This is a genomic window from Prochlorococcus sp. MIT2304, assembly GCF_059772405.1.
In genome coordinates, this window is the sequence record NZ_CM186286.1 from 377,384 (window position 1) to 402,556 (window position 25,173).

40 protein-coding genes are annotated in these 25,173 nt (G+C 30.1%); 19 read left to right on the plus strand and 21 right to left on the minus strand.

Going from position 1 to position 25,173, the window contains the following annotated elements:
- Window positions 1–6 precede the first annotated feature (6 nt).
- The 3 genes from folP to AC6EIY_RS01990 are packed head-to-tail and all read right to left on the minus strand — an operon-like array spanning window position 7 to window position 1,798.
- Window positions 7–786 carry a dihydropteroate synthase gene (gene folP, locus AC6EIY_RS01980; protein WP_498508140.1) on the minus strand — a complete coding sequence of 260 codons (780 nt, stop codon included), beginning with the start codon at window positions 784–786 and terminating at the stop codon, window positions 7–9.
- A gap of 40 nt (window positions 787–826) precedes the next feature.
- Window positions 827–1,567, minus strand: coding sequence for a triose-phosphate isomerase (gene tpiA, locus AC6EIY_RS01985; protein WP_498507302.1), 741 nt, complete (start codon window positions 1,565–1,567; stop codon window positions 827–829).
- Window positions 1,568–1,579: 12 nt separating this feature from the next.
- Window positions 1,580–1,798 (minus strand): RNA-binding S4 domain-containing protein, encoded by a 219-nt coding sequence (locus AC6EIY_RS01990; protein WP_498507303.1) that lies wholly within the window; start codon window positions 1,796–1,798, stop codon window positions 1,580–1,582.
- Between the two features lie 38 nt (window positions 1,799–1,836).
- Here AC6EIY_RS01990 and AC6EIY_RS01995 point away from each other — a divergent pair, with 38 nt between their 5' ends.
- The 5 genes from AC6EIY_RS01995 to AC6EIY_RS02015 all read left to right on the plus strand — a co-directional run bounded on the left by AC6EIY_RS01995 (window position 1,837) and on the right by AC6EIY_RS02015 (window position 5,508).
- On the plus strand, window positions 1,837–3,573 hold the full coding sequence (locus tag AC6EIY_RS01995) for an ABC transporter ATP-binding protein (protein WP_498507304.1): 1,737 nt from the start codon (window positions 1,837–1,839) through the stop codon (window positions 3,571–3,573).
- A 43-nt stretch (window positions 3,574–3,616) separates the two neighbouring features.
- Window positions 3,617–3,850: a DUF6447 family protein gene (locus AC6EIY_RS02000; protein WP_498507305.1), complete on the plus strand. Its 234-nt coding sequence runs from the start codon at window positions 3,617–3,619 to the stop codon at window positions 3,848–3,850.
- A gap of 186 nt (window positions 3,851–4,036) precedes the next feature.
- Complete coding sequence (locus AC6EIY_RS02005) at window positions 4,037–4,327, plus strand: DUF1330 domain-containing protein (RefSeq protein WP_498507306.1); 291 nt, start codon at window positions 4,037–4,039, stop codon at window positions 4,325–4,327.
- A 41-nt stretch (window positions 4,328–4,368) separates the two neighbouring features.
- Window positions 4,369–4,596 carry a DUF2862 domain-containing protein gene (locus AC6EIY_RS02010; protein WP_498507307.1) on the plus strand — a complete coding sequence of 76 codons (228 nt, stop codon included), beginning with the start codon at window positions 4,369–4,371 and terminating at the stop codon, window positions 4,594–4,596.
- A 300-nt stretch (window positions 4,597–4,896) separates the two neighbouring features.
- A complete protein-coding gene (locus AC6EIY_RS02015; RefSeq protein WP_498507308.1) occupies window positions 4,897–5,508 on the plus strand; it encodes a uridine kinase family protein in 612 nt (203 codons plus the stop codon).
- Window positions 5,509–5,571: 63 nt separating this feature from the next.
- Here AC6EIY_RS02015 and AC6EIY_RS02020 read toward each other — a convergent pair whose 3' ends face one another.
- Entirely contained in the window at window positions 5,572–5,721 is a 150-nt protein-coding gene (locus AC6EIY_RS02020; RefSeq protein WP_269612944.1) for a hypothetical protein, read from the minus strand.
- Window positions 5,722–6,011: 290 nt separating this feature from the next.
- Window positions 6,012–6,233, minus strand: a complete 222-nt coding sequence (locus AC6EIY_RS02025) for a hypothetical protein (protein ID WP_498507309.1) — start codon at window positions 6,231–6,233, stop codon at window positions 6,012–6,014.
- 243 nt (window positions 6,234–6,476) lie between these two features.
- Here AC6EIY_RS02025 and AC6EIY_RS02030 point away from each other — a divergent pair, with 243 nt between their 5' ends.
- Window positions 6,477–6,878 carry a hypothetical protein gene (locus tag AC6EIY_RS02030; RefSeq protein ID WP_498507310.1) on the plus strand — a complete coding sequence of 134 codons (402 nt, stop codon included), beginning with the start codon at window positions 6,477–6,479 and terminating at the stop codon, window positions 6,876–6,878.
- Between the two features lie 30 nt (window positions 6,879–6,908).
- Here AC6EIY_RS02030 and AC6EIY_RS02035 read toward each other — a convergent pair whose 3' ends face one another.
- The gene (locus tag AC6EIY_RS02035; protein WP_498507311.1) at window positions 6,909–7,109 is read right to left on the minus strand and encodes a hypothetical protein; all 201 of its coding nucleotides are present in this window, start codon (window positions 7,107–7,109) and stop codon (window positions 6,909–6,911) included.
- 224 nt (window positions 7,110–7,333) lie between these two features.
- Here AC6EIY_RS02035 and AC6EIY_RS02040 point away from each other — a divergent pair, with 224 nt between their 5' ends.
- Complete coding sequence (locus tag AC6EIY_RS02040; protein WP_498507312.1) at window positions 7,334–8,371, plus strand: NmrA/HSCARG family protein; 1,038 nt, start codon at window positions 7,334–7,336, stop codon at window positions 8,369–8,371.
- A 29-nt stretch (window positions 8,372–8,400) separates the two neighbouring features.
- Here the strand turns inward: AC6EIY_RS02040 and AC6EIY_RS02045 are convergent, their stop codons facing one another.
- Window positions 8,401–8,571, minus strand: a complete 171-nt coding sequence (locus tag AC6EIY_RS02045) for a hypothetical protein (protein ID WP_498507313.1) — start codon at window positions 8,569–8,571, stop codon at window positions 8,401–8,403.
- 544 nt (window positions 8,572–9,115) lie between these two features.
- Between AC6EIY_RS02045 and AC6EIY_RS02050 the strand changes: the two genes are divergently transcribed.
- Both AC6EIY_RS02050 and AC6EIY_RS02055 read left to right on the plus strand, forming a co-directional pair.
- Window positions 9,116–9,283 (plus strand): hypothetical protein, encoded by a 168-nt coding sequence (locus AC6EIY_RS02050; protein ID WP_498507314.1) that lies wholly within the window; start codon window positions 9,116–9,118, stop codon window positions 9,281–9,283.
- A gap of 399 nt (window positions 9,284–9,682) precedes the next feature.
- Window positions 9,683–9,934: a hypothetical protein gene (locus AC6EIY_RS02055; RefSeq protein ID WP_498507315.1), complete on the plus strand. Its 252-nt coding sequence runs from the start codon at window positions 9,683–9,685 to the stop codon at window positions 9,932–9,934.
- A gap of 31 nt (window positions 9,935–9,965) precedes the next feature.
- Here the strand turns inward: AC6EIY_RS02055 and AC6EIY_RS02060 are convergent, their stop codons facing one another.
- The 4 genes from AC6EIY_RS02060 to AC6EIY_RS02075 all read right to left on the minus strand — a co-directional run bounded on the left by AC6EIY_RS02060 (window position 9,966) and on the right by AC6EIY_RS02075 (window position 13,468).
- Window positions 9,966–10,145: a Nif11-like leader peptide family natural product precursor gene (locus AC6EIY_RS02060; RefSeq protein ID WP_498507316.1), complete on the minus strand. Its 180-nt coding sequence runs from the start codon at window positions 10,143–10,145 to the stop codon at window positions 9,966–9,968.
- A 105-nt stretch (window positions 10,146–10,250) separates the two neighbouring features.
- Entirely contained in the window at window positions 10,251–11,438 is a 1,188-nt protein-coding gene (locus AC6EIY_RS02065; RefSeq protein ID WP_498507317.1) for a fatty acid desaturase, read from the minus strand.
- A gap of 511 nt (window positions 11,439–11,949) precedes the next feature.
- Complete coding sequence (locus AC6EIY_RS02070) at window positions 11,950–12,642, minus strand: Type 1 glutamine amidotransferase-like domain-containing protein (RefSeq protein WP_498507318.1); 693 nt, start codon at window positions 12,640–12,642, stop codon at window positions 11,950–11,952.
- A 103-nt stretch (window positions 12,643–12,745) separates the two neighbouring features.
- Window positions 12,746–13,468, minus strand: coding sequence for an SDR family NAD(P)-dependent oxidoreductase (locus AC6EIY_RS02075; RefSeq protein ID WP_498507319.1), 723 nt, complete (start codon window positions 13,466–13,468; stop codon window positions 12,746–12,748).
- 303 nt (window positions 13,469–13,771) lie between these two features.
- Between AC6EIY_RS02075 and AC6EIY_RS02080 the strand changes: the two genes are divergently transcribed.
- Entirely contained in the window at window positions 13,772–14,515 is a 744-nt protein-coding gene (locus AC6EIY_RS02080; protein WP_498507320.1) for an MBL fold metallo-hydrolase, read from the plus strand.
- Window positions 14,516–14,531: 16 nt separating this feature from the next.
- Here AC6EIY_RS02080 and AC6EIY_RS02085 read toward each other — a convergent pair whose 3' ends face one another.
- The 3 genes from AC6EIY_RS02085 to AC6EIY_RS02095 form a co-directional block, all read right to left on the minus strand.
- Window positions 14,532–14,711 (minus strand): hypothetical protein, encoded by a 180-nt coding sequence (locus AC6EIY_RS02085; protein WP_498507321.1) that lies wholly within the window; start codon window positions 14,709–14,711, stop codon window positions 14,532–14,534.
- Between the two features lie 59 nt (window positions 14,712–14,770).
- Window positions 14,771–15,103, minus strand: a complete 333-nt coding sequence (locus tag AC6EIY_RS02090) for a hypothetical protein (protein WP_498507322.1) — start codon at window positions 15,101–15,103, stop codon at window positions 14,771–14,773.
- Window positions 15,104–15,419: 316 nt separating this feature from the next.
- Window positions 15,420–15,635: a Nif11-like leader peptide family natural product precursor gene (locus tag AC6EIY_RS02095; RefSeq protein WP_498507323.1), complete on the minus strand. Its 216-nt coding sequence runs from the start codon at window positions 15,633–15,635 to the stop codon at window positions 15,420–15,422.
- Between the two features lie 150 nt (window positions 15,636–15,785).
- Between AC6EIY_RS02095 and AC6EIY_RS02100 the strand changes: the two genes are divergently transcribed.
- Entirely contained in the window at window positions 15,786–16,031 is a 246-nt protein-coding gene (locus AC6EIY_RS02100; protein WP_498507324.1) for a hypothetical protein, read from the plus strand.
- Window positions 16,032–16,081: 50 nt separating this feature from the next.
- Here the strand turns inward: AC6EIY_RS02100 and AC6EIY_RS02105 are convergent, their stop codons facing one another.
- A complete protein-coding gene (locus AC6EIY_RS02105; RefSeq protein WP_498507326.1) occupies window positions 16,082–16,267 on the minus strand; it encodes a hypothetical protein in 186 nt (61 codons plus the stop codon).
- Window positions 16,268–16,363: 96 nt separating this feature from the next.
- On the opposite strand from AC6EIY_RS02105, the gene AC6EIY_RS02110 reads away from it, so the two are divergent.
- Window positions 16,364–16,531, plus strand: coding sequence for a translation initiation factor IF-2 N-terminal domain-containing protein (locus tag AC6EIY_RS02110; protein ID WP_498507327.1), 168 nt, complete (start codon window positions 16,364–16,366; stop codon window positions 16,529–16,531).
- Between the two features lie 133 nt (window positions 16,532–16,664).
- On the opposite strand, the gene AC6EIY_RS02115 is transcribed toward AC6EIY_RS02110, so the two are convergent.
- Window positions 16,665–16,886: a hypothetical protein gene (locus AC6EIY_RS02115; RefSeq protein WP_498507328.1), complete on the minus strand. Its 222-nt coding sequence runs from the start codon at window positions 16,884–16,886 to the stop codon at window positions 16,665–16,667.
- A 158-nt stretch (window positions 16,887–17,044) separates the two neighbouring features.
- Between AC6EIY_RS02115 and AC6EIY_RS02120 the strand changes: the two genes are divergently transcribed.
- The 4 genes from AC6EIY_RS02120 (at window position 17,045) to AC6EIY_RS02135 (ending at window position 19,552) form a co-directional block, all read left to right on the plus strand.
- Complete coding sequence (locus AC6EIY_RS02120) at window positions 17,045–18,085, plus strand: potassium channel family protein (RefSeq protein WP_498507330.1); 1,041 nt, start codon at window positions 17,045–17,047, stop codon at window positions 18,083–18,085.
- A 101-nt stretch (window positions 18,086–18,186) separates the two neighbouring features.
- The gene (locus tag AC6EIY_RS02125; protein ID WP_498507331.1) at window positions 18,187–18,438 is read left to right on the plus strand and encodes a hypothetical protein; all 252 of its coding nucleotides are present in this window, start codon (window positions 18,187–18,189) and stop codon (window positions 18,436–18,438) included.
- A gap of 247 nt (window positions 18,439–18,685) precedes the next feature.
- Window positions 18,686–18,937 (plus strand): DUF8620 family protein, encoded by a 252-nt coding sequence (locus AC6EIY_RS02130; RefSeq protein ID WP_498507332.1) that lies wholly within the window; start codon window positions 18,686–18,688, stop codon window positions 18,935–18,937.
- 255 nt (window positions 18,938–19,192) lie between these two features.
- Window positions 19,193–19,552 (plus strand): DUF7326 family protein, encoded by a 360-nt coding sequence (locus AC6EIY_RS02135; RefSeq protein ID WP_498507334.1) that lies wholly within the window; start codon window positions 19,193–19,195, stop codon window positions 19,550–19,552.
- A gap of 53 nt (window positions 19,553–19,605) precedes the next feature.
- On the opposite strand, the gene AC6EIY_RS02140 is transcribed toward AC6EIY_RS02135, so the two are convergent.
- The 3 genes from AC6EIY_RS02140 to AC6EIY_RS02150 all read right to left on the minus strand — a co-directional run bounded on the left by AC6EIY_RS02140 (window position 19,606) and on the right by AC6EIY_RS02150 (window position 21,865).
- Window positions 19,606–20,148, minus strand: a complete 543-nt coding sequence (locus AC6EIY_RS02140) for a GIY-YIG nuclease family protein (RefSeq protein WP_498507335.1) — start codon at window positions 20,146–20,148, stop codon at window positions 19,606–19,608.
- Window positions 20,149–20,178: 30 nt separating this feature from the next.
- A complete protein-coding gene (locus AC6EIY_RS02145) occupies window positions 20,179–21,471 on the minus strand; it encodes a DUF2130 domain-containing protein (protein ID WP_498507336.1) in 1,293 nt (430 codons plus the stop codon).
- 139 nt (window positions 21,472–21,610) lie between these two features.
- Window positions 21,611–21,865 (minus strand): hypothetical protein, encoded by a 255-nt coding sequence (locus AC6EIY_RS02150; protein ID WP_498507337.1) that lies wholly within the window; start codon window positions 21,863–21,865, stop codon window positions 21,611–21,613.
- 215 nt (window positions 21,866–22,080) lie between these two features.
- On the opposite strand from AC6EIY_RS02150, the gene AC6EIY_RS02155 reads away from it, so the two are divergent.
- Window positions 22,081–22,248, plus strand: coding sequence for a hypothetical protein (locus AC6EIY_RS02155; RefSeq protein WP_498507338.1), 168 nt, complete (start codon window positions 22,081–22,083; stop codon window positions 22,246–22,248).
- Window positions 22,249–22,541: 293 nt separating this feature from the next.
- Complete coding sequence (locus tag AC6EIY_RS02160) at window positions 22,542–22,943, plus strand: DCC1-like thiol-disulfide oxidoreductase family protein (RefSeq protein WP_498507339.1); 402 nt, start codon at window positions 22,542–22,544, stop codon at window positions 22,941–22,943.
- Window positions 22,944–23,460: 517 nt separating this feature from the next.
- On the opposite strand, the gene AC6EIY_RS02165 is transcribed toward AC6EIY_RS02160, so the two are convergent.
- Window positions 23,461–23,676 (minus strand): hypothetical protein, encoded by a 216-nt coding sequence (locus AC6EIY_RS02165; protein WP_498507341.1) that lies wholly within the window; start codon window positions 23,674–23,676, stop codon window positions 23,461–23,463.
- Window positions 23,677–23,728: 52 nt separating this feature from the next.
- Here AC6EIY_RS02165 and AC6EIY_RS02170 point away from each other — a divergent pair, with 52 nt between their 5' ends.
- Complete coding sequence (locus AC6EIY_RS02170; protein ID WP_498507342.1) at window positions 23,729–23,872, plus strand: hypothetical protein; 144 nt, start codon at window positions 23,729–23,731, stop codon at window positions 23,870–23,872.
- Between the two features lie 343 nt (window positions 23,873–24,215).
- Here the strand turns inward: AC6EIY_RS02170 and AC6EIY_RS02175 are convergent, their stop codons facing one another.
- Window positions 24,216–24,572 (minus strand): AbrB family transcriptional regulator, encoded by a 357-nt coding sequence (locus AC6EIY_RS02175; protein WP_011293945.1) that lies wholly within the window; start codon window positions 24,570–24,572, stop codon window positions 24,216–24,218.
- Window positions 24,573–25,173: the final 601 nt, after the last annotated feature.

The window sequence follows — 25,173 nt, forward strand, 5'->3', positions numbered from 1 at the left end:
TTAGTATTAAATTATTGATTTTGTCATTTTTATAACCTGAGAAATTTCTTTAATATCATGAACTCTTAAAATATCAACTCCAGCAATCACGCATCGAGAAGCAACTGCAGAGGTTCCAAATATTCTTTTAGTAGCCTCAGGTTCATTAATAACTGACCCAATAAATCTTTTTCTGGAAGCTCCTATTAATACTGGATATTTCATAGAAACAAATTGATCTATATTTTTAAGCAAAGTTAAGTTTTGATCTACATTCTTCGCAAAACCTAATCCGGGATCAATAATAATTTGTTTATTTTTTATACCTTTTGATACTGCTAAATCGATTTGATTTAATAATTCATTTTTCACATCATCAACAACGTTTGAATATGTAGCTAATGAATCCATTGTCTTGCTATTACCACGACTATGAGTCAATACATATGGGCAACCTTTATCAGCAATAACGTTAAATATTTCAGGATCATGACGTCCACCACTGATATCATTAATCCAATCGGCTCCAGCTTCTAATACTTTTTTTGCAACTGAATGGTGAAATGTATCGACAGAAATAGGAAATTGCGGATGTAATAATTTTAATTCTTTTATTAATGGAACCAATCTTTTAATCTCAATTTCGGCTCCAACCTCAGATGCACCAGGTCGCGTGCTCTGTGCCCCAATATCTAAAATTTGTGCACCTTGTTTAACACATAAAGATGAATGATTTATTGCAGCTGGTAAATCGATATAAAGACCTCCATCACTAAATGAATCTTCAGTGATATTTACTATTGCCATTAAATGGGTTTCTCTTTCCCCATGTTTAGGCATGAATTTATTAAATTGATTCGTAGTTAGCAATTCTTGCAAAATTTGAAGGATCTAAAGAAGCACCACCAACTAATACACCATCAATGTCTGACATAGACATTATTTCATCAATGTTATTTGATTTAACTGATCCCCCATATTGAATAATGACATCTTCGAAACCAATCCATTTACGAATGAGTGAACAAATCCTATTAGCTTCTTGGGATTCACAAGTTTTACCAGTTCCAATTGCCCATATTGGCTCATAAGCAACTATTAACCTTTTTACATCTATCCCTTCAAGGCCCTGATCAATTTGTCTTTTAATGACCCTTTCAGCTTCACCAAGCTCTCTTTGTTGAAAAGTTTCTCCAACACAAACAATGGGAATTAATTGATGATCTTGTGCTGATTGAGCTCTCTTATTTATCTGTTCATCACTTTCACTAAAATATTTTCTAGGCTCACTATGTCCAACAATTGCACATTTAACAGAAAGTTCATTAAGCATTAGAGGGGAGACCTCAGCTGTGTAGGCTCCACTGTCCTCCCAGTGAACATTTTGACTAGATAATGAAACATATTCGCTTTTGTCTTTAATAAGCTCAGACAAGGGGTAGAGAGCTGTAAAAGGAGGTGCGATAACAACTTCCCTATCTTTCTTTGGTATGTCTTTCAGTAATGGAATAAACACACGCATGTACTCAATAGCCTCAGCACATGTCATGTTCATCTTCCAATTCCCTGCAATGACCGGTTTACGCACTCTGCAAGCTCCTCATTTTTCGCTTCTTGCCAACTTACGGCCTAGAGGATCAGAATTTGGAACTATGTATGTTTCATTAGCAAAAATAATTTGATCACCATCAATCAATTTTCGTCCTCTTCTATTCTCTACTATGCCATTAACGCTTATTCTCCCTGATCTAATAACCATTTTCGCTTCTCCTCCAGTCTGAACGATCCCAATAAATTTTAGGTATTGATCCAGTTTCATTTACGTGCTTTTAAATTAAATATTGATATTTTGATGTAATGAACCAAAAAATCAAAATAGATCTTAACTACCTCTTAAGGAGACTTAAAGAACATATTCAGGTATTAATACTTGGTGGTATTAGCATGCTTGTATATGTTCTTTGCTGGCCTATTCTTGCATGGCTATCAGGTAAGTTAATACCGGCTATCGGTCAAGGGAATACAAAGCAAGTTTTAATTGTAATAATACAAGCATTAATTATTTTTATCATTCAAAAAACAGCTCAATATCTCCAAGATAGTCTTCTCGCTAAACCAGCATTATCACTAAGTCAAGATCTAAGAACGACACTTTTTAAAAAACTTCAGAGAACAAATATTCTTTTTATAGAAAAACTCTCATCTGGAGATATCGCCTACAGACTTACTGAGGATGTTGATCGTGTTGGTGAGGTTATTTACAAAACAATTCAAGATACTACACCATCTGCATTTCAATTATTAGCAGTATTTGGTTATATGATATTTATTGATTGGAATTTATCACTTTCAACTATTATTTTAGCTCCCTTGATTGCATTATTGGTAAGCGATTTTGGAGGAAGAGTATTAAAAGCTTCTGAGAAAAGCCAAAAGAAAATAAGTTCTTTAGCTGCTTTGCTGTCAGAAGCAATTCAAGGTCTGCCAATGGTTAAAGCTTTTGCAGTTGAAGAATGGTTGCAAAAAGATTTTGATAAACAAGTTAATTTACACAAAGAGGCTAAATATAAAATGCTTACTCTCGTTGCACTTCAGCACCCAATAGTTGGTTTAATTGAAATAATTGGTATTTTGAGCATACTTACAATCGGAACTTATAGAATACAAAGTGGAGAAATTTCTAATGAAGAATTTGGAAGCTATTTTACAGCATTAATAATGCTAATAGATCCAATAAGTCACATAACAGTCAACTACAATGAGTTAAAGCAAGGTCAAGCCTCACTAAGAAGATTAAATGAAATAACGACCAACCCATTAGAATTATCTTCATCAGATAAGGGTATTAGACCAAACGATATAACTGGTAAATTATCATTTAAAAATGTATTCTTCTCATATATTGATAAAAATAATGTATTAAACGATATAAATTTAGAGTTAGATTGCGGTCAAATAACGGCTTTGGTTGGCCCTTCAGGTGCAGGGAAAAGCACAATTTTTTCTTTGATATTAAAATTCATTGAGCCAAGCAATGGTTCAATATTTATTGATGACTATAAATTAAATGAAATCAACACTGACTACTTGAGAAAATTGATTGCTATAGTCCCACAAAAAACATTTATTTTTTCAGGTACAATAGCTGAAGCTATAAGATTTGGGAGAACAACTACCAGAAAAGATATTATTAATGCTGCAAAAATTGCCAATGCACATAACTTTATTGAAAGACTTCCCAATGGCTACGAAACACATATTGAGGAAAGAGGTAGCAATCTATCAGGAGGTCAATTGCAGAGAATATCAATAGCAAGAGCATTACTGGGCGATCCCACAATTTTATTGCTTGACGAAGCAACAAGTGCACTAGATGCAGAAGCAGAGGAATCAGTTCAAAAAGGACTTCAACAAGCTATGAGTAATCGAACTGTACTTGTGATTGCGCATAGATTATCCACGATACAAAAAGCAAATAAAATAGTAGTAATTGAAAAGGGTAGAGTTTGTGAAGTAGGTAATCATTTTGATTTAATCAAGAAACAAGGAAGATATAAAGAATTTTGCGATAAACAGTTTATAGAGACTTATTAATAATATATTTAATGTTATATTATTAATAACTAATACTAAATAAATGACAAATCTACCCTCAAATGAAAAAGAAGCAATACTTACCTTTGAGGATAAAAAGTATGATCTAAATAACCTACCTAAAGATGTACAAGAGCTTGTCAAAGGAATGCAGGTGGCTGATGCACAACTAAGAATGCACGAAGACACACTTAAAGTATTAGCAGTTGGACGCCAACATCTAGCAATGCAATTAAAGTCTAAACTAGAATCAATTGAACCAATAACTATTAAATAAGTGATTTATTAATTAGTAATTAAGTTATCAAAAGATATCTAATTTGCTAAAGCCTGAAATTTATAATTAAAACATTTAACTTTAGTAAATATTTTCTTTAACTAAAAACAATAAATAATTTTCAAATGCCTTCAAAAATGGAGAAAATTGTGAGAGAATCTAAATAAAATATAAAGGAAGTAAGAGATGGGCGCTAAAGGTTACTGGTTAAAACAGGCCAAAATTGAAAGCACTGCACAGTTTATCGAATACGTTAAAACCGTAGTTCCATGGCTTAGATCAGTTGGTGGAACAATAATTGCTAAAGATGTAAACCAAAATTCAGATCTAAATGAATGGGATGGTGGACAATTAGGAGTGATTGTCGAATTTGAATCTAAGGCCGCTGCACAAAAAGCCTTTAATTCATCTGAATTTCAGGAGTACATAAAATATAGTGGAATAGATAAACAGTTATCGCTGTCAATTATTGGATAATTGCATTATTCTCTTGATTAATTAGGTATAAATGATTAATTATGATAAAAGATTCCTCAACTCTTCAAAAAGGTCAAATACTAAGAATTGAAATAAACGAAGTCAAGGATCGTTTACCGCAGAACATTTTAGCATTAATTAAAAAGGAGCCTACAGTAGAATTAGTTGGTTATAAAATGGTAGATGGGAATCAATTTGGCCTAGTGGTTAAACTTAAAAATGGTCAAATAAATTGGTTTTTCGAAAAGGAGTTATCAGTATTGATGTAGTTTATACCTAGTGTAATAAAGATTTGTATGACTAAAAGATACATATCAGGATAACAAAAGATTAATAATGTATATTAATAGAAGATAGATAAAAAGATTATGCCGTATAACCAAGTTACAGTTGTAATTGGTGGACTAATTCATATACCTTTGATAATACTAGTTTTAAGATTTATTGAAAATAGATTTAATAATAGAAGCTGGACTAAAGAAGAACTTAATTACAATAAAATTTTATAATACATTATATGAAATTAAGATTTATTGTTAGACTTTAAAAAATGACGAATTGAATAAATAGTGAAAACAATTGTAATAACAGGTCCTTCAGGCTCTGGAAAGTCTTTTTTAAGCAATAAATTATCAAAACTATTTGATAATTCAATACTAATAAAAACAGACTCTTATTATAGAGATAATATATTAATCCGTTTTTTGTCTAAATTTCTATTTGATATTTATGATAGACCTTTGAGTATCAAGAAAAATGAATTAAAAAAAACTATAGAAGCTATTTATATGAGAAGTAGTGAAATTAAATGCTTCCAATATGACTTTATTAAAAAACAATCAAGTCATTCAATAAAAAAAATTAGTAATAAAGGTGATAATCAAATTTTAATATTGGAGGGAATATTTGCTCACAGACTTGATTTAAATTATAGTCATACTGTAAATATTCTTTGTAAAGAAGACAAAGCAATCTGTTTAAAAAGAAGATTGAGAAGAGATAAATCAAATAGAGGTAGATCTCAAGATGAAATTATGAAAAGATTTTGTAGAGCTTGGAATTTGTTTTATTTAAATTTAAAAAGCTATATTCATTATAATCAAGTTATAAAAATAAATACATCAGATAAAATTAACTATAAAAATTTAATTTATAAAATAAAACATCAATTTAATATATAACTAAGAAAAATAATTTGATATTTTTCTTAGTTAATATTAATTTTCAAAGATATATTTAAGTATTTATTTTTTTACCTCAGGAGCATTCATTCCATCATAGTCAGGTCCAACCATTAGACCAACAATAGCAAATAATGCAATTGATGCGACTCCAACTAAAACTGCTGTTGGCGCTGGTGTACTAGTAAGACCAGCAATCAATAAATTACCCATGTAAGTTAAATAAAGCAAGTTATAAATAGCAGAAAATGCAATAAATAAATTAATTAGTTACTGGTTTTGAATTAAATAATATAAAATAGAAAATTTTATACATTAATTAGAAACGATTGTTTAAAGTGCTTAAAATATTCTATACAAAATCATTAATTAATCGACAACACAAGAATAAAAATAATTGTTGAAAGCCACATTCAATAATTATTTATATCTAGATGAGCACAAAAATAGTGGGTAAACACGCAAAGCATATCAACCCACTTGATTCAGACTAGATAATCTAGTTATTTAGATGTGTTTGGATCGTTAAAACCCTCGTAATTAGGGCCAACTACGACAGCCATGATTCCAAACAAGGCCATAAAAGCGATACCTATGATTGGTGCGGTAGGAGCTGGTGTACTTAGTAGTCCAGCAAAGGTTAAAGGAAGCATGTTCTTTAGTAAGACCCAATATAAATACCAGTCATCAGGGGATATGACCATTGATATTTTACTTTGTAACATTTAGCTCTAACTAAAGTAAGCTATGACTGGCTTTATGAAGAGAATCATGAAGTAGATCTGTAAATTAAAAATTTTCTATGTAATTAAACCATCGCAACAGGAATAATTGGAATATTTGAGGATAAAAATGGAATAACAAAGACTAAAATATTAATAATGATCTATAAATTATTGAATATAATATTAATAACAAAAACATACATTCATAATATAAGATAATAAATATAATTTCAAAATGTCTAAGTGATTAAACATAAACGTCCAATAACGCCTGTGGAAGAATTTGAAGAAGCTTGTAGAAAAGCTAGATTAAATAATAATGAACAAAGAATCATTGATCATATAAGGTATGTTGGAGTATTTACACAACCGTCGCTAACAAAAGAACTTAAATTAGATTCCAAGCCTCCCATATTATCAGTGCTGTGCGAAATCTGTAGAAAGATTGGTAAATTTATGCCTGAACACTTTAGTGAGGTGAGAGTTTGGTCTAAAGCAATTAATGAGCATAAAGTAAAATGGGATGGAGATCTTATCTGTTCACTTGCATGGGACAAAGACGGAGAAAGATTATCACCAGAAAACGGTACTTGTCTTTACCATACTTTTGCCGTCCATAAAGAATTATTCCAAGGCCTAGATTAAAATTATTTTGTTTATAACTATAATAAAATCTTAGCCTTGACTTTGGTACTCAAACAAAACATTATTAAAACCTAGCTCCTCGGCTGAATATTCAAGCATTATATTATCAGATTCAATTTGAGAATAGAAGCATCTGATTTCATCGGATTCATCGCCTGATAGGGGGATGCCGTCGACAACATCAAAGATGATTTTTTGTCGATCAATTTCCTGAAGAACCTCATTTGCCATAGTGATCAAACTAAGTACTAACAAATTCATAGCCAATACTTTAAAACTAAAAAAGTAAATAAAACATTCCTTCACGAAAAGTTCAAACAGTTAAAATGAAGAAACTTCTAATCGAGTTAAAGAGGACTCATCGACTAGGACAGAAGATTATCAAACCCAGAAGAATCTACAACTTTACATAAATTCACCTATGCTTTACATTCCTTATTAATAACTTTTAGACCGTGCTTGAACAAGAGTCAAATGTTGATGTAAGTGCAAGAAGATCACCAGTCATAGCAGTAACTATGGCAACAAGTAGGCAAGGTATTGGAGTTGTAAAAGAATTAAGCAAATCAAATAAATATCAAATTCGTGCCATAACAAGAAATATAAAAAGTGAGAATGCTTTAGAGCTAGGGAGACTTCCAAACGTAGAACTAGTCAAAGGGGATTTAATGGATCCTGAAAGCTTGAGTAGAGCTTTTGATGGAGTTGACGCAATTTTTGGAAATACGACTCCTACAAAAGGATGGAAAGTATTCAGGGGAAGTATTGTAAGGTCTTATGAAATGGAACAAGGCTTTAACTTGATTAATCAAGTTAAAGTTGCTTATAAAAAAGGACAACTAAATCATTTCATATTCAGCTCAATTAGCAAGGCAAAAGATCCTTTAAAAAATGATCCTGCGCCAGGACATTTTACGAGTAAATGGGATATCGAAGAATATATAGAAAAATGCGATCTTAATGAAATTACTACAGTCTTAAGGCCAGTTAGTTATTTTGAAAATTTTGAAAACAAATTGCCTGGATACACTATTTCTAAAAAGATATTCCCAGGAATCGTTAAAAAGGATTTTAAGTGGCAGACAATTGCTGTTGAAGATGTAGGTAAATGGGTAAGAGGTGTATTATCAAAGCCTGAGAAATACAAGAATCAATCTATCAATATTGCAGGAGAGGAGCTAACAGGACTAGAAATGGCAATGACTCTCCAAAAGCTTGTTGCTGCAGAAGGACTTCAAACGAATTATGTAATGATTCCCAGACAAGCTATGAAGTTACTTGAAAACGACATAGGTGTTATGGCTGATTGGATTGAAAGAACTGGTTATGGAGCTGATATGAAAAAACTTAAGCTGATTCAGACTGATTTAAATATTATGCCAACTTCTCTAAAGGACTGGCTTAAAAGAAAACTTGAAGAACAGAATAAAGCACGAAATTCATGGACAAGGCAATGGAAATCTTCTCAATGGAAGTTGCAATGGGATAAATAATTTCGTAAGATTTTTTGGTTAAAGTAAAACTATAAACCATCAATCTCAATCGAATTTGCAATCGTTCTCAGTAACTCTACTATCTCATTATCATCACAACTTGTATCATCCTTAAGCTCTAAGCATAAATCTCTAATAGAAACATTAGTAGACCACCATATACCTGAGGTTTCAGTGTCATCAAAGTTTAAATCTGGCATTTGTTATGTGTGATTAGAAATTACGATATTTTTGAGCATCATTAGGTGAGTTGTCTAATGATTTTAATTCCTCAGGCAATTCCATATCTAAACCTTCTAACAATTTCTTTAAAAGGATTTTATTGTTTATTTCGCTTTTACCAGGTCTATAATTAAAAATAAAATAAAATATAATGATAAATACTGATAAGGTTAAAATAGAATATAAATAGGTACTGTTGATCATCAAAAAAATCTATTGCATATATATATTCATACCAAAACGTACAAAAATCAATAAAAGTTATAAAAAAAATAATATAAAGGCTATAGAAAAATAGAACATTATTCAAGACACATGCGATAAGTATTTATAACTAGTCAGAATGTTCTCTAGGCAAAGGATCTCATTCTTTCTAGTATATAAGGTAATAAATAAATTAAATTTGAAATATATCATAGAAATTAGAATGTATTAAAAAGATAAGCGCATGTTTATAATTTAGATTAACATTCTGTTAAACTAGCAAATAAAATTATAATATAGACAAAATTTTTTTGATTTATGCTTACTAATATAAGTTATTTATTTTTAATCTCAGCAGTATTAATTATGGGTGGGTGGGCTTTTAAAGCTTTGATATCATTAGCTCAAGGAAAACCTATAGAAATAAATCTAAAAAATCCACTTAATCTAAAGGCAAGATGGCCTAATGATACTAAAAAAAAGTAAAAAATTATCTAAGAACTCAAACATTAGTTTTCCTAAATGATATTAAGTCATTTGATAGATTATCATTGATAAAAGTTCCATAAGTTTAAAACAAGATAGATGCTAGAATCCTTAGATCCTTTTCAACAACTATTACTAGGTGTATCCAGCGTAGGGTTACTAATGATAGTTTTAGTGATTTTTCTTACAGCAAGTCCTAACTTTGAAAACACAGACAGATTAAAAAAGATTTTAGATTTTATTGAAAAAAAGAATTAATTTCCTTAATAAGAAATTATAGAAGCTAACCTTTTACAAAAAAATAAAAATTGAATAAGTTCTAATATTCTCAAAGGTTAACTTATTCTGATAAATCTATAAATCATAACTAATATTTAAAGTAATTAATCACCTCTAGAAATGCTAAAAGAATTAATCGAAAATAACAAATACTTGATTTGTGGAGGTCTAAGCACCTTATCTCTTTTATTCACTTCAATCTCAGTTTTTTCTCTATCAAAATCAGTTAACGAAATTTCTATTGATTTGGAACCGCTTTCAACGTGGGCTGAGTCACAAAATGAATGCATAACAAAGACATTTCGAATCGACGGAAAGAATACACAAGGAAAACCTTCAAAGGTATGGAGCTGTAATGGTGGTGGCCTATAGGTGCACTTTCATGGATTCGATGTGAAGCTTATTATTCCCCCCATCTTTTTCCAATTTCATATCCCAATTGTTTGGCAAGTTCCACGACATCTTCATGTGTTTGACATCTAATAATTAATTCATATTTATCTGGAGAATTTTTAATTATTTTAACAAACTGATTTAGTTGATCAATTTTGTATAGGAAACCTTCATAATCTTTTTTTGACATTTTTTTAAGTTTATATGTAGCTAATAAATAGTTATTTTATCCAAATATATATAAATTAAATAAGAGAAGGTAATTAAATTAAAAATAATATTATAAATTTGAAAATTAGGATTCTGAGTGATTGGGCTGTTTCCAAACATATCTATCGATTGCTGTTTCCTTCTTTACGGCAACACAGTTTGTTGCTATATGCCAAAGAGACTTATGAATGGGGGTCGGATTGTAGAGATATACTTTTGGAAATTTCTCTTTCAAAATTCTCGTTGCAAGTCTTGCATGATAGTGAGGTATGGTTGGTTCAATATGATGAATAGCATGAGTAGAACCTATTGAGTGATGCAGAAAATCTAAAATTCGTCCATATGGTCTATCTATAGATAAGAATGCTCCTCTCATGTACGAAAATTGACTTGAACCCAGATGTGGAACATCGGTGTCTGTGTGGTGAAGCCATGTATAAATAACCAGCCAAATATTAACAACGATTAGAGGCCCTAGGTAAAGAACAATCATTGAATTTATTCCAAAATAAAGAGTCCAAGAAGTTAATAACAGCAACATAAAAACAATTCCCCAATCTGAGATCCATACCTTTTTGGCCCAGATGGATGGCCATAGTTTTTTAGAGAACGGGGCAGCTGGCCAGAAATGATTGCTCGTACCATATTTAGGTCCACCTGTTTTGCCAAAAAGTAAGTACGCTGGCCATCCAAGAATCAAGTGAAGGAATAGTTGATTAAAGCCATACAGAATTTTCCCAAGGAATAATGATGATTCCATTTCATTTTCACCACCCTTTTTTTCAGATTTACCATCCCCGGAGATGACAACAGGAACATGCGTCTCCCCATCTGTTATGTGATTAGTAAACGCATGGTGAACTGCGTGTGATCTTTGCCATGAAAAGTAAGGGACAAGTAAAAAAGAATGAAGGCAATATCCGACAAGTGTTTCTAATCTACGATTATCTGAAAAAGCACCATGTCCACATTCATGAGCTAAGACCCACAGGCCCATAGATGTTGTTCCAGACAGGATTGCATATAAAATCCAAATAGGAGTCATTTCTTTAGTAAGAGGAATTGAAAGTCCAAGCAAAACTACAAATATCTGAATCCCTATCGTCCTTGAAAGATAAAAAAGAGATCTATTCGTCTGACGAGTAAAGCAATGCTTGGGGATGGCCCCTCTAACATCTTTTCTCGATGGAATATCTTCAAGTGAAATTTCTAATGCTTTCCCATTAAGCCCAGAGGGAAGGAAAGAAATTTTGTTATATTTTTTTGGGTTCATCTCGCATTTAGTAAGCAGACTTTTTTCCAATTTTTTTAATCACATGAATAGTTCTTATACGACGTTACTCTTCTTAGTCCTATGAGGCTATAGCAATTTCTGATATTCACAAAAATAGTTCCTGAAAGTACAACAAATTGTTATTAAAGAGTCTTTATTTAATCTAAACCTTTAGAAAAAAATAACTATAAGATTGATAAAAAATACTGATATATTTAAAATATATTATTTCTGCTTTCTGGATACTCAACTGATCCATCCTCCTTCCTAATAGGTTTTGAATATAGAACTCTTAATAAACCTTTGGTATCCATATTAGGACTTGTTATGAAAAAGCTAATAAGAAAGAAACCACCAAATATTATTAATAGAATTATGAGTGGTAAGGTAAGGCCCATTTCAGAGAATGATAATAAGAATAAAAACATTTTTGATAATACTAAATAAACGACTTTTAGATTTTAGACGATTTCTTAATGACAAAAACGATTGTAAATGATTACAAAATTATTTACAATTGAATTTTCTCGAAAGGAGTCTCAACTATCTCTTTATTTTTAAGGAATACATTGTATGTATTTTTATCATTTTTAAAACTTATATTTTTAAAAGGCTTTCCATCAATAAAATGTATTGCGGAACCACCTTCTATAGCAATACAATTACTTATTTTTTCATCATGTAATATTTTTTTTACATAGGGAATGCGTTCAGGTTCTTCATCGTAATGAGGACAGCATGTGCCTTTAACAAAATCTAAACAAGGCAAAGTCTTTAATTCATTATCCCATGAATCTGTAATTCCATTAGTAAACCAACATATTGCACCTGCACTTACTCCGCTCATTATTACCCCTTCATTGTATGCATAGTTAAGTAATGAACTCATACCCCAATCATTCCAGACAGCAAGCATACTTTTTGTATTTCCACCACCAACAAAGACGACATCCTGATTTAAAATATGATTACGTATATCAATAGTTCTTTTAAAAAATTCAAGATGAGATGGTATACAGTTTAATTGTGTAAAAATCGAATAAAAGCGGACAATATATGAATCATCGTCTCCAGTTGCAGTTGGTAAAAAACAGATTTTTGGGCAATTTTTTTCTGAAAGATTAAGGATATATTTTTCAATTAAGTAAGATGAATTACCTCTCCCAAAACCCCCACCACCTATTGAGACAATATGTTTGTTCATGATCTAGAGTATACCTTTTAACATAATAAGACTATAAAAAATAATTATGACAAAAACATATAAATTGTATTTAACTAGAATATTAATTAAATTAAACTAATCTCTACCAAGAAATAATACTCCCGTCCCACGCCAGAAACTTACCAGAATCTGATGGTTCTTGATCAGCAATAACATTAATCAAATATTCACAAGATTGAGAGGGAGTAAAAAGCTTTTCCTTTGGTACACCAGTTTGAAATGGTTTTGATAATTTAGTATCACAAGTACCTGGATGCAATATTGATACAATTGCAAGTGGATATTTTCGACGCCATTCAATACTCAGGGTTTTCAAAAATTGATTTTGAGCAGCCTTAGAAGCTCTGTACGAATACCAACCACCTAGCCTATTATCTCCAATACTACCAACTCTTGCGCTTAAACTTGCAAAAGAGAAAGGACAGTCTTTTCTTATAAATTTTTCAATACTTTTGGCAATTAAGATAGGAGCAATTGCATTAACTGAAAAATTCTTAATAATATTAGAGCGATTTATATGTGATAGTCTTTTTTCAGGTTTTATATAGTTTGAGTGAAGAAAACCACTTGTATTAATAACAAGTCGAAGGGGCTTATTAAAAATCTCAACTTGTTTTTGAAAAGAATTGAATGAACTGTCATTCTCCAAATCTAAATAAATAGCATTTTTATTATTATTTAGATTTCGACCACATATAAAAACATCAAGCTTTGGAGCTACTGTCGACAAATAATCAAAAACAGATCTACCAATGTCACCTGCACCAATAATTAGTGCAACTCCCTCCCAATCTCTAACCTTCATCTAATTAAGAAATTTAGATCAATGATAGAGAGGAATTACGTCAATCGGGATAAATAATCTTCAATGTACCTAGATTAAATCACTATTTGATGGATAAGGTATACAATAAAATAAATGTAGTGACAAAATGGAAAATGATTGGTTGTACGAATTTCAGCAATACATTAAAAAATTTGCAATTTTAATTATCCTAGTTTTTCTAATCATAATAATTTTAATATATTTATTTTAATTTTAAAAATTAAATAAATACATTAAAATCACAATATTCAATAAAAATGGTTATATTAATAATAAAAAAAAATGGCTATATCAGCAACTTATTACGGAGCGAATGGTTGGGTTATTGAATTGGATCAAACAAGAATTTTGATAGATCCTTGGTTGAATGGAGATCTGACTTTCCCCCCTGGAGACTGGCTAATAAAAGGTAAATTATCGAAACAAATTGATATTCCCAAAGATATTGATTATTTATTACTAACACAAGGCCAACCAGATCACGCACATCCTCCAACACTTCATAAAATAAACAAAAGTATTCCAGTAGTTGCCTCTCAGGCTGCAAGCAATGTTGTTCGCCAAGTGGGTTTTACCAAAATAAATACTCTAAGGCCCGGAGAAAACTTTAAAGATGGACAATTAAATATACTTGCCACTTCTGGAGCCTCAGTGCCAAATATTGAGAATGGTTACATCATTGATTCAGGCGAAGATTCAATTTACATTGAGCCACATGGCTTTCTTGATAAAAAAATAAAACCAAGAAATATAGATTTAGTAATAACACCAGTATTAGATTTTTCTTTACCTATTGCAGGTAAATTCATTAAAGGTAAAACTGTATTACCTCAATTACTAAAGCTATTTAACCCAAAATTAATTTTAGCTAGCACAACAGGTGGAGATATCACTTTTACGGGAATATTAAATAATCTAATAAAAGTCGATGGATCAGTTGAGGACATAAGTTTATCTAAAGATACAAGTACTATCTTTATTAATCCTAAACCTTTAAAAGAATACGAAATAAGAGAACAGCCATAAAGAGTTTAGTATTGTATTAGTCAATTTTATCATCCTGCATAATATAAAATTGTGATACTTCGTTTAACATCTTTATAACAACATCGTTTCCACACTTTGTTCTTTCTTGAAGTCTCATGCAGGCTTCTTTGATGTTTACAAAAGCGTCTTCTCTCATTTCTGATAACTGTTCTTCAGTGTACTCAGCTTTACTCATTGTGACTTATAAAATACTTTTTTGATAATAGTATACTAAAACCTTATAAAAAAAACAGTCTAAGTATTAACTAAATCGGATAATGACTTGATTTGTTTACGATATTTAATTAGGGTTTGTAAATCTGGAAAACCTTCTTTTGTTAGTTTAGATATGAATGATTTCTCAAAGCCTAATATTTGCTGAGTAGATCCATTTTCGGCATCAAGGTTAAATAAAGAATTTGTCTTTTCATATAACCTCTGATAGAGATCTAAATCTGACTGGTTATCAAAAACAGAACCATCTTTCGCTCTAAAAGATTTTTTATTAATACTTTTAAACAAAAAAAGGGTAAGAAATGCGATTGCAGCAAATAAAAAAATAGCTATAGCTATAAATGTAATATCCATGAATTTAGTAAGAAGTAGATTACATAATAGATGAAAATGATTAAAAATGGAAGATATTATTGCTAAAATGAGTATCGTAACTTAATTCATAATAAAAGTTAGCTGAAAGCTATACACAATATATAAAAATCTATATAATAAATGAGAAAGAACAATTAAGTAAAAATGTATTTTATTATTTTAATATTAATTATACTTTTATTAATTATCAGTATTTTTAATTATTTAATTAACAGGCAAAGAAGAGATTATTATATTAGAGCTGGTAAAAAATGGGATGGTATAGTTAAAGAGCTAAGAAAAAGAAAATAGATTTTTAGTTATATTCTCCTGGCACATCATTTTTTTGTACTGTAATTCTTCCAACCTTTTTACCAGAAAATCTTAGCAATTCATCACCAGAAAATTCATAACCCTTTCTTAATGCAATAATGGCAACATCATCTGCGGTAGAGGAAGACAGGACTTCCTCTTTTAGTGAGTCGTCATTCTGCATTTCCTTCAAGAATTTTCTTATTTGTTCTAATGACATTTAAGAAAATAGAATGCATTTGATATTATTATTTTAACATAGATCAATTCTGGACAGTATGAAAAAAAATAACTACAAAAATTAAATATTTAATACCGAGTTCAAAATAAATCACTGCAAGATGTATAGTTAAAAAAATGTTATATAAATATGAAAGGTTTCATAATAATATCAATTATAGTTCTTTTTAACATTAATCCAGCATACTCATATCCGGAGAGTCAAATGGATGACTGTATTTCAAGCGCTTTAAGTAATCCAGCAACTAAAAACATATCAAAACTCGCAATAACAAATTATTGCGATTGTGCACTTAAAGCAATCATTGATGAAAATAAAGACATTAAAGAGTCAGGCTATTCGTGTGCACTAAAAAACTTTAATGAATCCAGATAAAAATAAAAAATATCGACTTCCTCCTTTTTTTAAAGAAAACTAATAAAACCCTAGTCAGACTTTCCCCAATCATTAGGCAAAGCCAAAACCCAAACATCAATGGAAGTTCCTAGCCACTCTCTGTATTCTTGAAATAGACATTTTCTGATATTGGTATCAGATTCAGACTCTATTCGCCGCACAACATATGAAACAACATTATGGAGGGTTGATTTCAAATCCTTATCAACATTCATTTAATCAATTACAAATCTAATTCCCATAGACTTAGCAATAAAAAAAAGAAATAAAAACATAAATCGTTATAGGATCATAAAAACGTAAATTTTAATGTGGCTAAGTTGAGAGTAAAGGAACTCGCAGAGGCCTTAAGCATTGATTCTTCTGAGATAATTGCATCCTGTGCTCTTCTAGAAATCCCAGCATCCTCACCTCTATCATCACTTTCAATTGAGCAATGCAAAAAAATAATTAATCATATTGAAAAATACAAGAATTGAATTTTTGATGAGTGATAATTAAGTGTGAAAATATCTAAAATATAAAAGCCAAACTCCCATAGAGGAAAAAAAGAAAAAGAATGAATAAATTATAAATATATTATTTATTCATAAAGAATAATTTAGAAGTAAACTACAAATCATTAGCTTCTCTGAACAATGCGTCTTGATAATCGGAATCTTTTTTTAAATTTTCCATCTTGATCGGATCAAAATGATCTATTAATGACTTACCAAATTCAAAAATTTCCATATCAGATAAACCTTGATCGCGCAAGTTGGCTAAAATTGCTGATATGTCTTGGAAAGCATCCTTACATAATTCTTTTTTGTCTTCCGATGTAAGATCATCCATATTTGATAATTACAATCTGTACTAGTTTAATCATACAATCGATAAATATAGAAACTAATGATTAATCAAGAAAGTCGACTTAACGTATAGAAATAAAAACGAATAAATATTTTATTCATTCGTCACTATAGAATTAAAAATAAGACTTATGGATTAATTTGAATCTTATCAACTCAAATAAATTTAAAAACTATTTTAAGTTATGGGCGGGGCCAATAATATTACTCACATTTTTATTTTTATTTGGAGCATTGGGTTATCGAATTACAGAAGGATGGGATTGGGGGGATTGTCTATGGATGGTACTGATAACAGTTACTACAATAGGTTTTGGTGAGGTTGAAGTTTTAAGTTCTGCTGGCCGGATAATAACTTTTTTAATAATCGGAGGAGGACTATTTGTAATTCAATTAACACTGCAAAGGTTTATACAATTGTCTGAAATAGGCTATTTTATAAAGTTAAAGGAGATTAGACTAAAGAGGTTTATTAGAAGGATGAAGAATCATGTAATCATTTGCGGGTATGGGCGAACAGGCAAAGAAATCGCTGATCAATTAGAGGCTGAAAAAATATCAACTTTAATAATAGAAGTCGACCCTACAAGCAAGAGCCAGGCGGAGGATAAAGGTTTCAATGTCTTATTAGCTGACGCTACTATGGACGAATCACTTTTACTTGCTGGAATCAAAAATTGTCGAAGTTTAGTTGTTACTCTTCCAAGTGATGCAGCTAATTTATATGTTGTACTAAGTGCAAAAGCACTTAATGATAACTGTCGATTAATCGCGAGAGCTGCCAACGAAGAAGCAGCAAATAAATTAAAACTAGCAGGTGCTAATGCAGTAGTAAGTCCATATGTAGCAGCAGGAAGGACCATGGCCGCCTCTGCATTAAGACCTATCGCTGTAGACTTTATAGATTTACTAGCAGGTTCAGATTGCGAAATAGAAGAATTCAAAGTTACAGAAAATATAGATGTAATTAACAATTTTACAAGCAAAACAAATAAACTTTTTAATTTCTCAAAACAAGGAGAGGCTTTACTTCTAGCAACTAAAGTATCTGGAAAATTAACTGGTAATCCGATAGACAAGTTTTCAATCACAGCAGGTATGATTATGATATTTCTTGGAAGTAAAGAGCAATTGGACAGAGTTAGAGTTCAATTGAAGGACGTTCTAGTAAAAACAACATAAACGGTACTAATATATTTGTGGATGCGAGGGGGAAACACTACAAGGGGTACACTACAGCTTCGTAAATTTTACATTAGAACTTTTATATTCGATTTTAACGGATGAAATTACAAACAAAGGAAAGCAACGTTGAAGACAAAAGACATAAATTTGTTCCAACAAATATTAATGGGAGCATTTTCACTAAAGACTACGTAGATTTCTTAAACGAAGCTGGTTGGAGATTAGAAAAGAAATTTCCTTCAAACAATAATAATTATTCGGATCTGTTAGAAGACACAGACTGGAAGTCAAATAACGTAGACTTCAGTTGCTCAAAACATTACAGGAGAGATCTTGACGCATTGAGTTGAAACAAATTTTATTTATCAAAAGATAAAATTTATGAATAGATATCAAAAGCCCTTATACATAAATATAAATTAAAATTATTGATTCTTAAATTTAACCATGAAGTTATGGATTATTGTTTTGTGTCTTAATATTGTTGCTATCGGAGGGGCTTTTTACCTTAAGTCAAATGGAATTGATTTATACTCATTCAGAGGTGCCTCTTAATTTTTTAAAAAGAACTTAACATATCATATAATAAAGAATAATATGGAAAAAGAAAATGAAAGCAAATGGAAGAAAGCTTTAGATAATATATTAATCTACAATCTTTATGTATTGATAATAGGTTCTATATTCCTGGCGATAAGTTTTTTGATAAGTGTTAATGGTAACCCATATTTATATAGTTTATTTCAAAAGCTATGGTACCCAGTATTTATTCCCTCTTTAAGTCTCTTCTTTACTGCAATATTGATTGAAGCAATTTTGAATAATCTAATTGATAGAGATAATAAGTAAAATCATTCAAAGTTAAGCTTTCAAGATTTTAGATAAATAAAATGTTAAACATTGAACACAAATAAGATAGAGTATAGTATAAATAAAAAGAGATTAATAGATTTCATGATTAATGATCTTGGCAACTTACACGAAGAGACAGTTATTGCTAATATTGAAAGCGAAGCAAAAAGGAATGCAAAATTAATTTATACTTGTTCAAGTTTATAGAAAATAATTTGGTATAAAAATAGTTTCCTCTAATAACAACTAACAATGGAAGAATTAACTTATAAGGATCTAAGTAAAACTGAGTTAGATAATCTCAAAGATATTTATATATCAAGCAAGGTTGATTCAATGACTGAAAGCGATTTAAGGAAATTTGTGACGGAAATCATCATCGATCAAGTAAAAGGAACTGTAGGTAATGCAGAAGAAAAAGAGGTTTGGGATGAAATTAAAGATCATTTTTCAGAGGACTTAAGTACAAAGATTCTGGAAGTAAAACATAAATTCAGTAAAAATCGTCCGATAGAATTACAAAGTCAAGAAGAGATCGAATTCAAAAGAAGACTTGGTCTGTTAAAACAACAGCAGGATGAGAAACCAAGTAATGACATGTGGGAAGATTAAATATAATGTTTAATTTTTTAAGTAAATACTTAACATTATAATATATTAATCTTTCAAGTTAACTGTAGATAAGTTATTCGAATAAAGATTGCAAAAAATAAATATACAATAGATCTTATAGATCTGTATTTTAATTCATTTAAAAATATAAAATTTTTACCTGAAGGAATGATCAATGAAAAAATTGAAAAGAGTAATGTAATTTTCTCGCTAAATAAAAATGAATTTATGATTATTATTTTTGGATCATTAATATTTAAAGATAGAAGTAAGAAATTGAGAAAAAATATAATAGATAAAATTAACAATGATCTTATGAAAATCATTACATTAACAATCATTCTGTAATCAAGTTTAGAAATTCTTTTTTTTATCTCTCTAAGATGTGATTTTTCCAAACGAAAATATTCCGTTTGAGGAATCCTGTACTCCTTATAGCGATTGTGTAACTCTTTTTCTAATTTTATATAATCACTTGTATACAATTTAACAATTACATTATCAGGCTTAAGTTGTCGCATCCTATTGCTAAAATTTTTAGTTATTCCAATCTTATAAATATCTTTATTTCTAATTAAATATAGCCATCCACTCATTAATTTCTAATATTATTGTTTTTAAACATTTTATGCTGCCTTAGAGTTTCTTATTAAGTGAAATTTATCACGCATTGTGGGATTATTTCTAGTCAACCTTTTAACAGAAACTTCTTGCGCTTTATCGTTAGCCAACCTCAGATTTCTATCAGCACCAAGTAAGGCATCTTTGGTTTTTTGCAAATGATTAATAGATTTATCAATCTCCATAATTGCAGACTCAAAACGTTTTGAAGCTAGTGCATAGTTTTTACCAAAAGCAGCCTTGAATGTCTCAAGGCTATTTTCAAAATTGGTAATATCAATATTCTGTTCTTTTATAGCTGCTAATTCGGATTTGTACTGAAGTGCCTTAAGGGAAGCGTTTCTTAATAACGAAATAATAGATAAAAAGCATTGAGGTCTGACAACATACATCTTGGGAAATCGATATGAAAAATCAACAATTCCAGAATTAAACAAGTCATTATCTGACTCTAATAGAGAAACTAATACAGCGTATTCACAATTTTTTTCAAGGCGATCTTTATTTAGCTCTTTAAGGAAGTCCTCATTTTTCTTCTTGTAAGAAGTATTATCAGATTCATTTTTCATTTCAAACATAATAGAGACTATTTCGTTTCCTTCATTATCAAAATCTCGAAAAATATAATCACCTTTACTACCGAAACTAGTATCATTATCTTTTTCAAAATAAGAATTAGGGAAGGCTGTTGACCGTAATCTATTAAACTCATTTTCACAATGTTTTTCCAATGACTCCCCGACCATTTTTGTAGACAATTTAATTTTCAAATCTCGAAGTCTCTGAATCACATCATCACGTTCTTTTAGCTGAATCTCATATTTCATTTTTATAGATTTTTCTGACAACTCTTTTTGTAGTTCAACTTTGTCTAAATTATTTTTAATTTGTTCATAACCTTCTTTTAATTTTGTAATTGCATTCGAAACCGCAAGTTTTTTATCATATTCGTTCTTTTCTTTTGTTTTTTCCAATAAATAAGAAAGTGTGTCTCTCTCTTTTGCGAAGGAATGCTTAAGTTTGTTCACAGTTATATGCTTTTCAGTCTCAGCAGCAGTCAACTGAGACTCAAGAGCATGCAATTTTTGTTCATTGACAAAAGCTGCTTCTTGCATTTTCAATCGAATATCTTGAATGGCTAGCTCAACGGAGTTCTGTTTATCCTTTTCAAGTAGTTCAAGTCTTTTGCTCAGCTCCTCTTCAAACTGCTTATCTCTTACCTGCTTAGTTATATTTGAATATTTATCTTCGTCAATGCAAATCTTACTACCGCATTCAGGGCATTTGATTTCATTCATATCAGGCAAAAGAGAAAAACAATCTATTTTTCCTTTTTATCTGCTTTAACGTCGACAAGCAATAATTATGTTAATCCCAAAAGGCACTAGTAATTAAATATTCAAGTAAGTAATGACTGTTAAGACAATAAAAGTAACTTTAATTTTTATTTTTTGCTGTTGGATAAATTCTGGACAAATCACCTTTGTTTGTCTTAATGGCAGAAGTTTTCCATTTGTACCATTTTTTGTTTCTAGAGTAGTCTTCCTCCTCCCAAATCTGATTTTGAAATATCAGGATCCCACAAAGTATAAAAAATATAAGCGCACCTAGAAAGATATTCCAATCAAGCATTATTGAAGCGTTTGAATAACGAACATAGGCAACTATTTTTAACATAATTTCCTCATGCACAATTAAGTACCTACAAATTACTTTGAAATACTAATGAATTTTTTATGCAAGTGAGGTTTTGAACAAAAGCATATTCAAAAGGTTATATACGCATGACTGAATATATACTTACTAAATATAAGTTACAAGTAATGTCTTTGAGCAATAATTTTTACTACATAATATATATATATATACAAACTAAAATATAATTAGTGAGTATTTTATTAAAAAAAATGTCATTACAGAACTTAGCTCTTGCCCACTCTGAGTTTGGTATAAACCACTTCACAACGGATTTGATTCTTGTTCTATCTTTTGCAATAGTAACAGCACTTCCTATGTCTTTATTAAGACCTCAGATCCAAGAAAAGAATGTAAAGAGCAGTGTTTTCAAAAACTGATACTATAAAATCATACGCATAATAAACTAAAAATTATCAATTAAAATTATTTCTTAGTACAGATCAATATATTTACAGATTGATTTTAAAGCCAATCTTGAAAAGTATTGCCATGATATAATTTTTTATCTCTTTTAACGCTAATAACCATATAAATAAAATATTTTTAGTAATAGAAATATCTTTTATTAGATCATATTTTGTAAAAATTTAAAATTTTACTTCCTTTTTTTGAATAATTTGACACGTTTTCAAACAAAGTGTATGTACAATATCTATAATATTTAATAGTTATGTCAGAAAAAACTTTATTTATTTATGATGGTGAATGTCCTTTCTGCAATCACTTTGCACAATTACTTGAATTAAAAAGCAATCTTCATGAATTCGAAATATTAGATGGAAGAAAAAACCTTCCACTCCTATCTGAACTCTATAGTCAAGGCTACGATTTAAATAAAGGAGCCATTCTTAGAAATAATGAAAAGATCTTGCATGGTGCTGATGCTATAAATTGGATTTGCTCTCAAATTAAAGAACCCAGCGATTCTCTTCTAGAAATACTTCGGATTATTTTCAAATCAAACAAAAGGACGAATTTTTTATTCCCATTTCTTTTATGGGGTAGAAGATTAACACTTACAGTAAAAGGTAAGGTTTGGAAGCCAGTAAATGAAAATCTACAATTTTATTGAAAATTTCATACGACCAGAGTAAACATTTTATTGTTTACAAAAGATTTAAATTTTATATTTACGCAATTCATAGAAGTTATTTAATTTCTGAGAATCAACATAAAAGCCTACATTAACCAATATGTGGTATGTAAACCACGAATATTCAATAATTGCGTCAAATATACTTAATTAAATAACGCATTTGCCATGCATTTTGTTAAAGGATAAGTGTATTTTTTTACATGAATGTCATCTTGATATTAAGTTTGTAACATCATTTGATAATAAGATATTCCCTATACCTAGGATGGGTTTTAATATGTAAAAATAATACATTATACATTTAAGTTTAATATGCTTATAGAAATACTTGGGAATAGCAGTTCATTACTAGTTGTTCTTTTAATTGCGTTGTCTATATATTTTGGAATTCAAGCAAAAGCTAAAAATATAAAATGATTTTAAGTTATTTACATAATTAGATTGATGGCTAATAAACAAGTAAGGTTACAAAAAAAAATAATGAAACGATATCTTATTCAAGGAGATCTTTTTTAACTTGCTCAAGACTATGACCCCTTTCACGATCAATACTTGAAATAGGTATCCAACTCCAATCCACAAACAGAGTAAGCATTACACCAACAAAAATAGACAAAGGTAGAACAAGCTCAAAAAAAACGTGCTCAACGATATAAAAAATTAATTCCGAAGTATTAGTAACAATTTCTTCATAGAGCGGATCAAACAAGAATCTACTATCGATAACAGGTTTTAAGGATAACGAACAAAGATATTGGTCTGTGAATATAATTAATAACAGACAAGAGAAAAAAAGAGTATATACCTTATCAAATAAAAGCGGAATGGCTAGAAAAAAGAATGCCAGACAAGCATCTATCACAAACACAAAGGATGATCAAGAATTAAAAACAGAGATTTTATAAAGCAGAGAATCGACAAATGGCAAATCAAATATACTTAAAACAAGCATGAGCGAAAATCATGAAAAACTTAAATTTTGAAAAATCAAAAAGGTATATGTAATACTTTTTTTTAGGAGAAAATACAAATTTGACAAAAAAAAAAAGAACTCTCAAGAAAAAACGAATAATCCAGTTGCGGAAAAACAGAAAACGCTATGAATAAGAGAGTAAAGATCTTAGTCGGAAAATAAAATATAGATTAATAATCAGACCTATTTATTAAGAGAAATTAAGCAATAAAAAAGCCGAGTTGCACATATGCATCTCGGCTAAATCTAAATAGATTAATTCAGTTTTTCGGGAATTAACCTTCCCCTTCTGGAACCAAACGGAAACCTTTTCGTCCCATCTTAATCTCAAAATTATCTCCTGGTTTGAGATCTAAAAGAGCTGTATAGGCCTTTCCTATCAAGAGGTTTCCATTTCCTTGGACGGTAGCCACATAACTAAGCTTTCTTCCACCTTTACCAATACCACCAGCACTTTCAGCTGCTAGGTTTACACCTTTAGCTTCTAGAAGTGCTTCATAAAAGGCAGTGTAGTTAAGACGCTCTCCGCCTCCTTTCTTTGTGGAAACATATCCACAAGCTTTTACAAGATCAGATTTTGAGACATCTCCCAAGTCTTTGACCTTGGCTAATAAATCCTTACCAGTGAGCATGATAAATAAATGGCTGTACTTATAATAATAACTTACAATTAACAAACTTACAATATTTACATTAGTCCTAGACATTAAAGCTAAAAGTTATGGGAAGAGAAGTATCTAGATTAAACTCAGGAATTCAAGGTTATATTGAAAATTGTTCATGCTTAAAGGGATTGATTTATAGGAAATGACCGGTTTGGAAAGCTGAAAAATAAATGATTCGATGGATCATTTATCTATTCAAAAACGCTCAATCGCTAGCAATAGCAAGATTATTTTATAAATAACGAAAAATCTAAAAATTCATAAAGGTAGGTACGAGCCAAAAATAATTTCTCAAAAATTAGTTCGTTCGGTATATAAAGGTTTATATTTGAATATTTGCCAAGAGATGAATCAGAATATAATTACTTATTACAACAAAAAATGAATCTGTCTAAAATCCTTGCGATTTGTATCGTATCTGTATTCATCCTTTCAGCATTTGCGGGATTAATTGGAACTCTATTAAATTCCTAGTATCACAAGAAATTATTACATCTAGCTTTCCATGAGAACAATTATTCGGTCCGTTTAATCAAAATAAGACATTTAGAAGCTGACAATTTAATCC

Coding starts and splice junctions, on each gene's coding strand:
- folP (WP_498508140.1), bottom strand. CDS start 786: ATGGCAATAGTAAATATCACTGAAGATTCATTTAGTGATGGAGGTCTT.
- AC6EIY_RS01990 (WP_498507303.1), bottom strand. CDS start 1,798: ATGAAACTGGATCAATACCTAAAATTTATTGGGATCGTTCAGACTGGA.
- AC6EIY_RS01995 (WP_498507304.1), top strand. CDS start 1,837: ATGAACCAAAAAATCAAAATAGATCTTAACTACCTCTTAAGGAGACTT.
- AC6EIY_RS02000 (WP_498507305.1), top strand. CDS start 3,617: ATGACAAATCTACCCTCAAATGAAAAAGAAGCAATACTTACCTTTGAG.
- AC6EIY_RS02005 (WP_498507306.1), top strand. CDS start 4,037: ATGGGCGCTAAAGGTTACTGGTTAAAACAGGCCAAAATTGAAAGCACT.
- AC6EIY_RS02010 (WP_498507307.1), top strand. CDS start 4,369: ATGATAAAAGATTCCTCAACTCTTCAAAAAGGTCAAATACTAAGAATT.
- AC6EIY_RS02020 (WP_269612944.1), bottom strand. CDS start 5,721: ATGGGTAATTTATTGATTGCTGGTCTTACTAGTACACCAGCGCCAACA.
- AC6EIY_RS02025 (WP_498507309.1), bottom strand. CDS start 6,233: ATGTTACAAAGTAAAATATCAATGGTCATATCCCCTGATGACTGGTAT.
- AC6EIY_RS02035 (WP_498507311.1), bottom strand. CDS start 7,109: ATGGCAAATGAGGTTCTTCAGGAAATTGATCGACAAAAAATCATCTTT.
- AC6EIY_RS02045 (WP_498507313.1), bottom strand. CDS start 8,571: ATGCCAGATTTAAACTTTGATGACACTGAAACCTCAGGTATATGGTGG.
- AC6EIY_RS02050 (WP_498507314.1), top strand. CDS start 9,116: ATGCTTACTAATATAAGTTATTTATTTTTAATCTCAGCAGTATTAATT.
- AC6EIY_RS02055 (WP_498507315.1), top strand. CDS start 9,683: ATGCTAAAAGAATTAATCGAAAATAACAAATACTTGATTTGTGGAGGT.
- AC6EIY_RS02060 (WP_498507316.1), bottom strand. CDS start 10,145: ATGTCAAAAAAAGATTATGAAGGTTTCCTATACAAAATTGATCAACTA.
- AC6EIY_RS02065 (WP_498507317.1), bottom strand. CDS start 11,438: ATGAACCCAAAAAAATATAACAAAATTTCTTTCCTTCCCTCTGGGCTT.
- AC6EIY_RS02070 (WP_498507318.1), bottom strand. CDS start 12,642: ATGAACAAACATATTGTCTCAATAGGTGGTGGGGGTTTTGGGAGAGGT.
- AC6EIY_RS02075 (WP_498507319.1), bottom strand. CDS start 13,468: ATGAAGGTTAGAGATTGGGAGGGAGTTGCACTAATTATTGGTGCAGGT.
- AC6EIY_RS02080 (WP_498507320.1), top strand. CDS start 13,772: ATGGCTATATCAGCAACTTATTACGGAGCGAATGGTTGGGTTATTGAA.
- AC6EIY_RS02085 (WP_498507321.1), bottom strand. CDS start 14,711: ATGAGTAAAGCTGAGTACACTGAAGAACAGTTATCAGAAATGAGAGAA.
- AC6EIY_RS02090 (WP_498507322.1), bottom strand. CDS start 15,103: ATGGATATTACATTTATAGCTATAGCTATTTTTTTATTTGCTGCAATC.
- AC6EIY_RS02095 (WP_498507323.1), bottom strand. CDS start 15,635: ATGTCATTAGAACAAATAAGAAAATTCTTGAAGGAAATGCAGAATGAC.
- AC6EIY_RS02100 (WP_498507324.1), top strand. CDS start 15,786: ATGAAAGGTTTCATAATAATATCAATTATAGTTCTTTTTAACATTAAT.
- AC6EIY_RS02105 (WP_498507326.1), bottom strand. CDS start 16,267: ATGAATGTTGATAAGGATTTGAAATCAACCCTCCATAATGTTGTTTCA.
- AC6EIY_RS02115 (WP_498507328.1), bottom strand. CDS start 16,886: ATGGATGATCTTACATCGGAAGACAAAAAAGAATTATGTAAGGATGCT.
- AC6EIY_RS02125 (WP_498507331.1), top strand. CDS start 18,187: ATGAAATTACAAACAAAGGAAAGCAACGTTGAAGACAAAAGACATAAA.
- AC6EIY_RS02130 (WP_498507332.1), top strand. CDS start 18,686: ATGGAAAAAGAAAATGAAAGCAAATGGAAGAAAGCTTTAGATAATATA.
- AC6EIY_RS02135 (WP_498507334.1), top strand. CDS start 19,193: ATGGAAGAATTAACTTATAAGGATCTAAGTAAAACTGAGTTAGATAAT.
- AC6EIY_RS02140 (WP_498507335.1), bottom strand. CDS start 20,148: ATGAGTGGATGGCTATATTTAATTAGAAATAAAGATATTTATAAGATT.
- AC6EIY_RS02145 (WP_498507336.1), bottom strand. CDS start 21,471: ATGAATGAAATCAAATGCCCTGAATGCGGTAGTAAGATTTGCATTGAC.
- AC6EIY_RS02155 (WP_498507338.1), top strand. CDS start 22,081: ATGTCATTACAGAACTTAGCTCTTGCCCACTCTGAGTTTGGTATAAAC.
- AC6EIY_RS02160 (WP_498507339.1), top strand. CDS start 22,542: ATGTCAGAAAAAACTTTATTTATTTATGATGGTGAATGTCCTTTCTGC.
- AC6EIY_RS02175 (WP_011293945.1), bottom strand. CDS start 24,572: ATGCTCACTGGTAAGGATTTATTAGCCAAGGTCAAAGACTTGGGAGAT.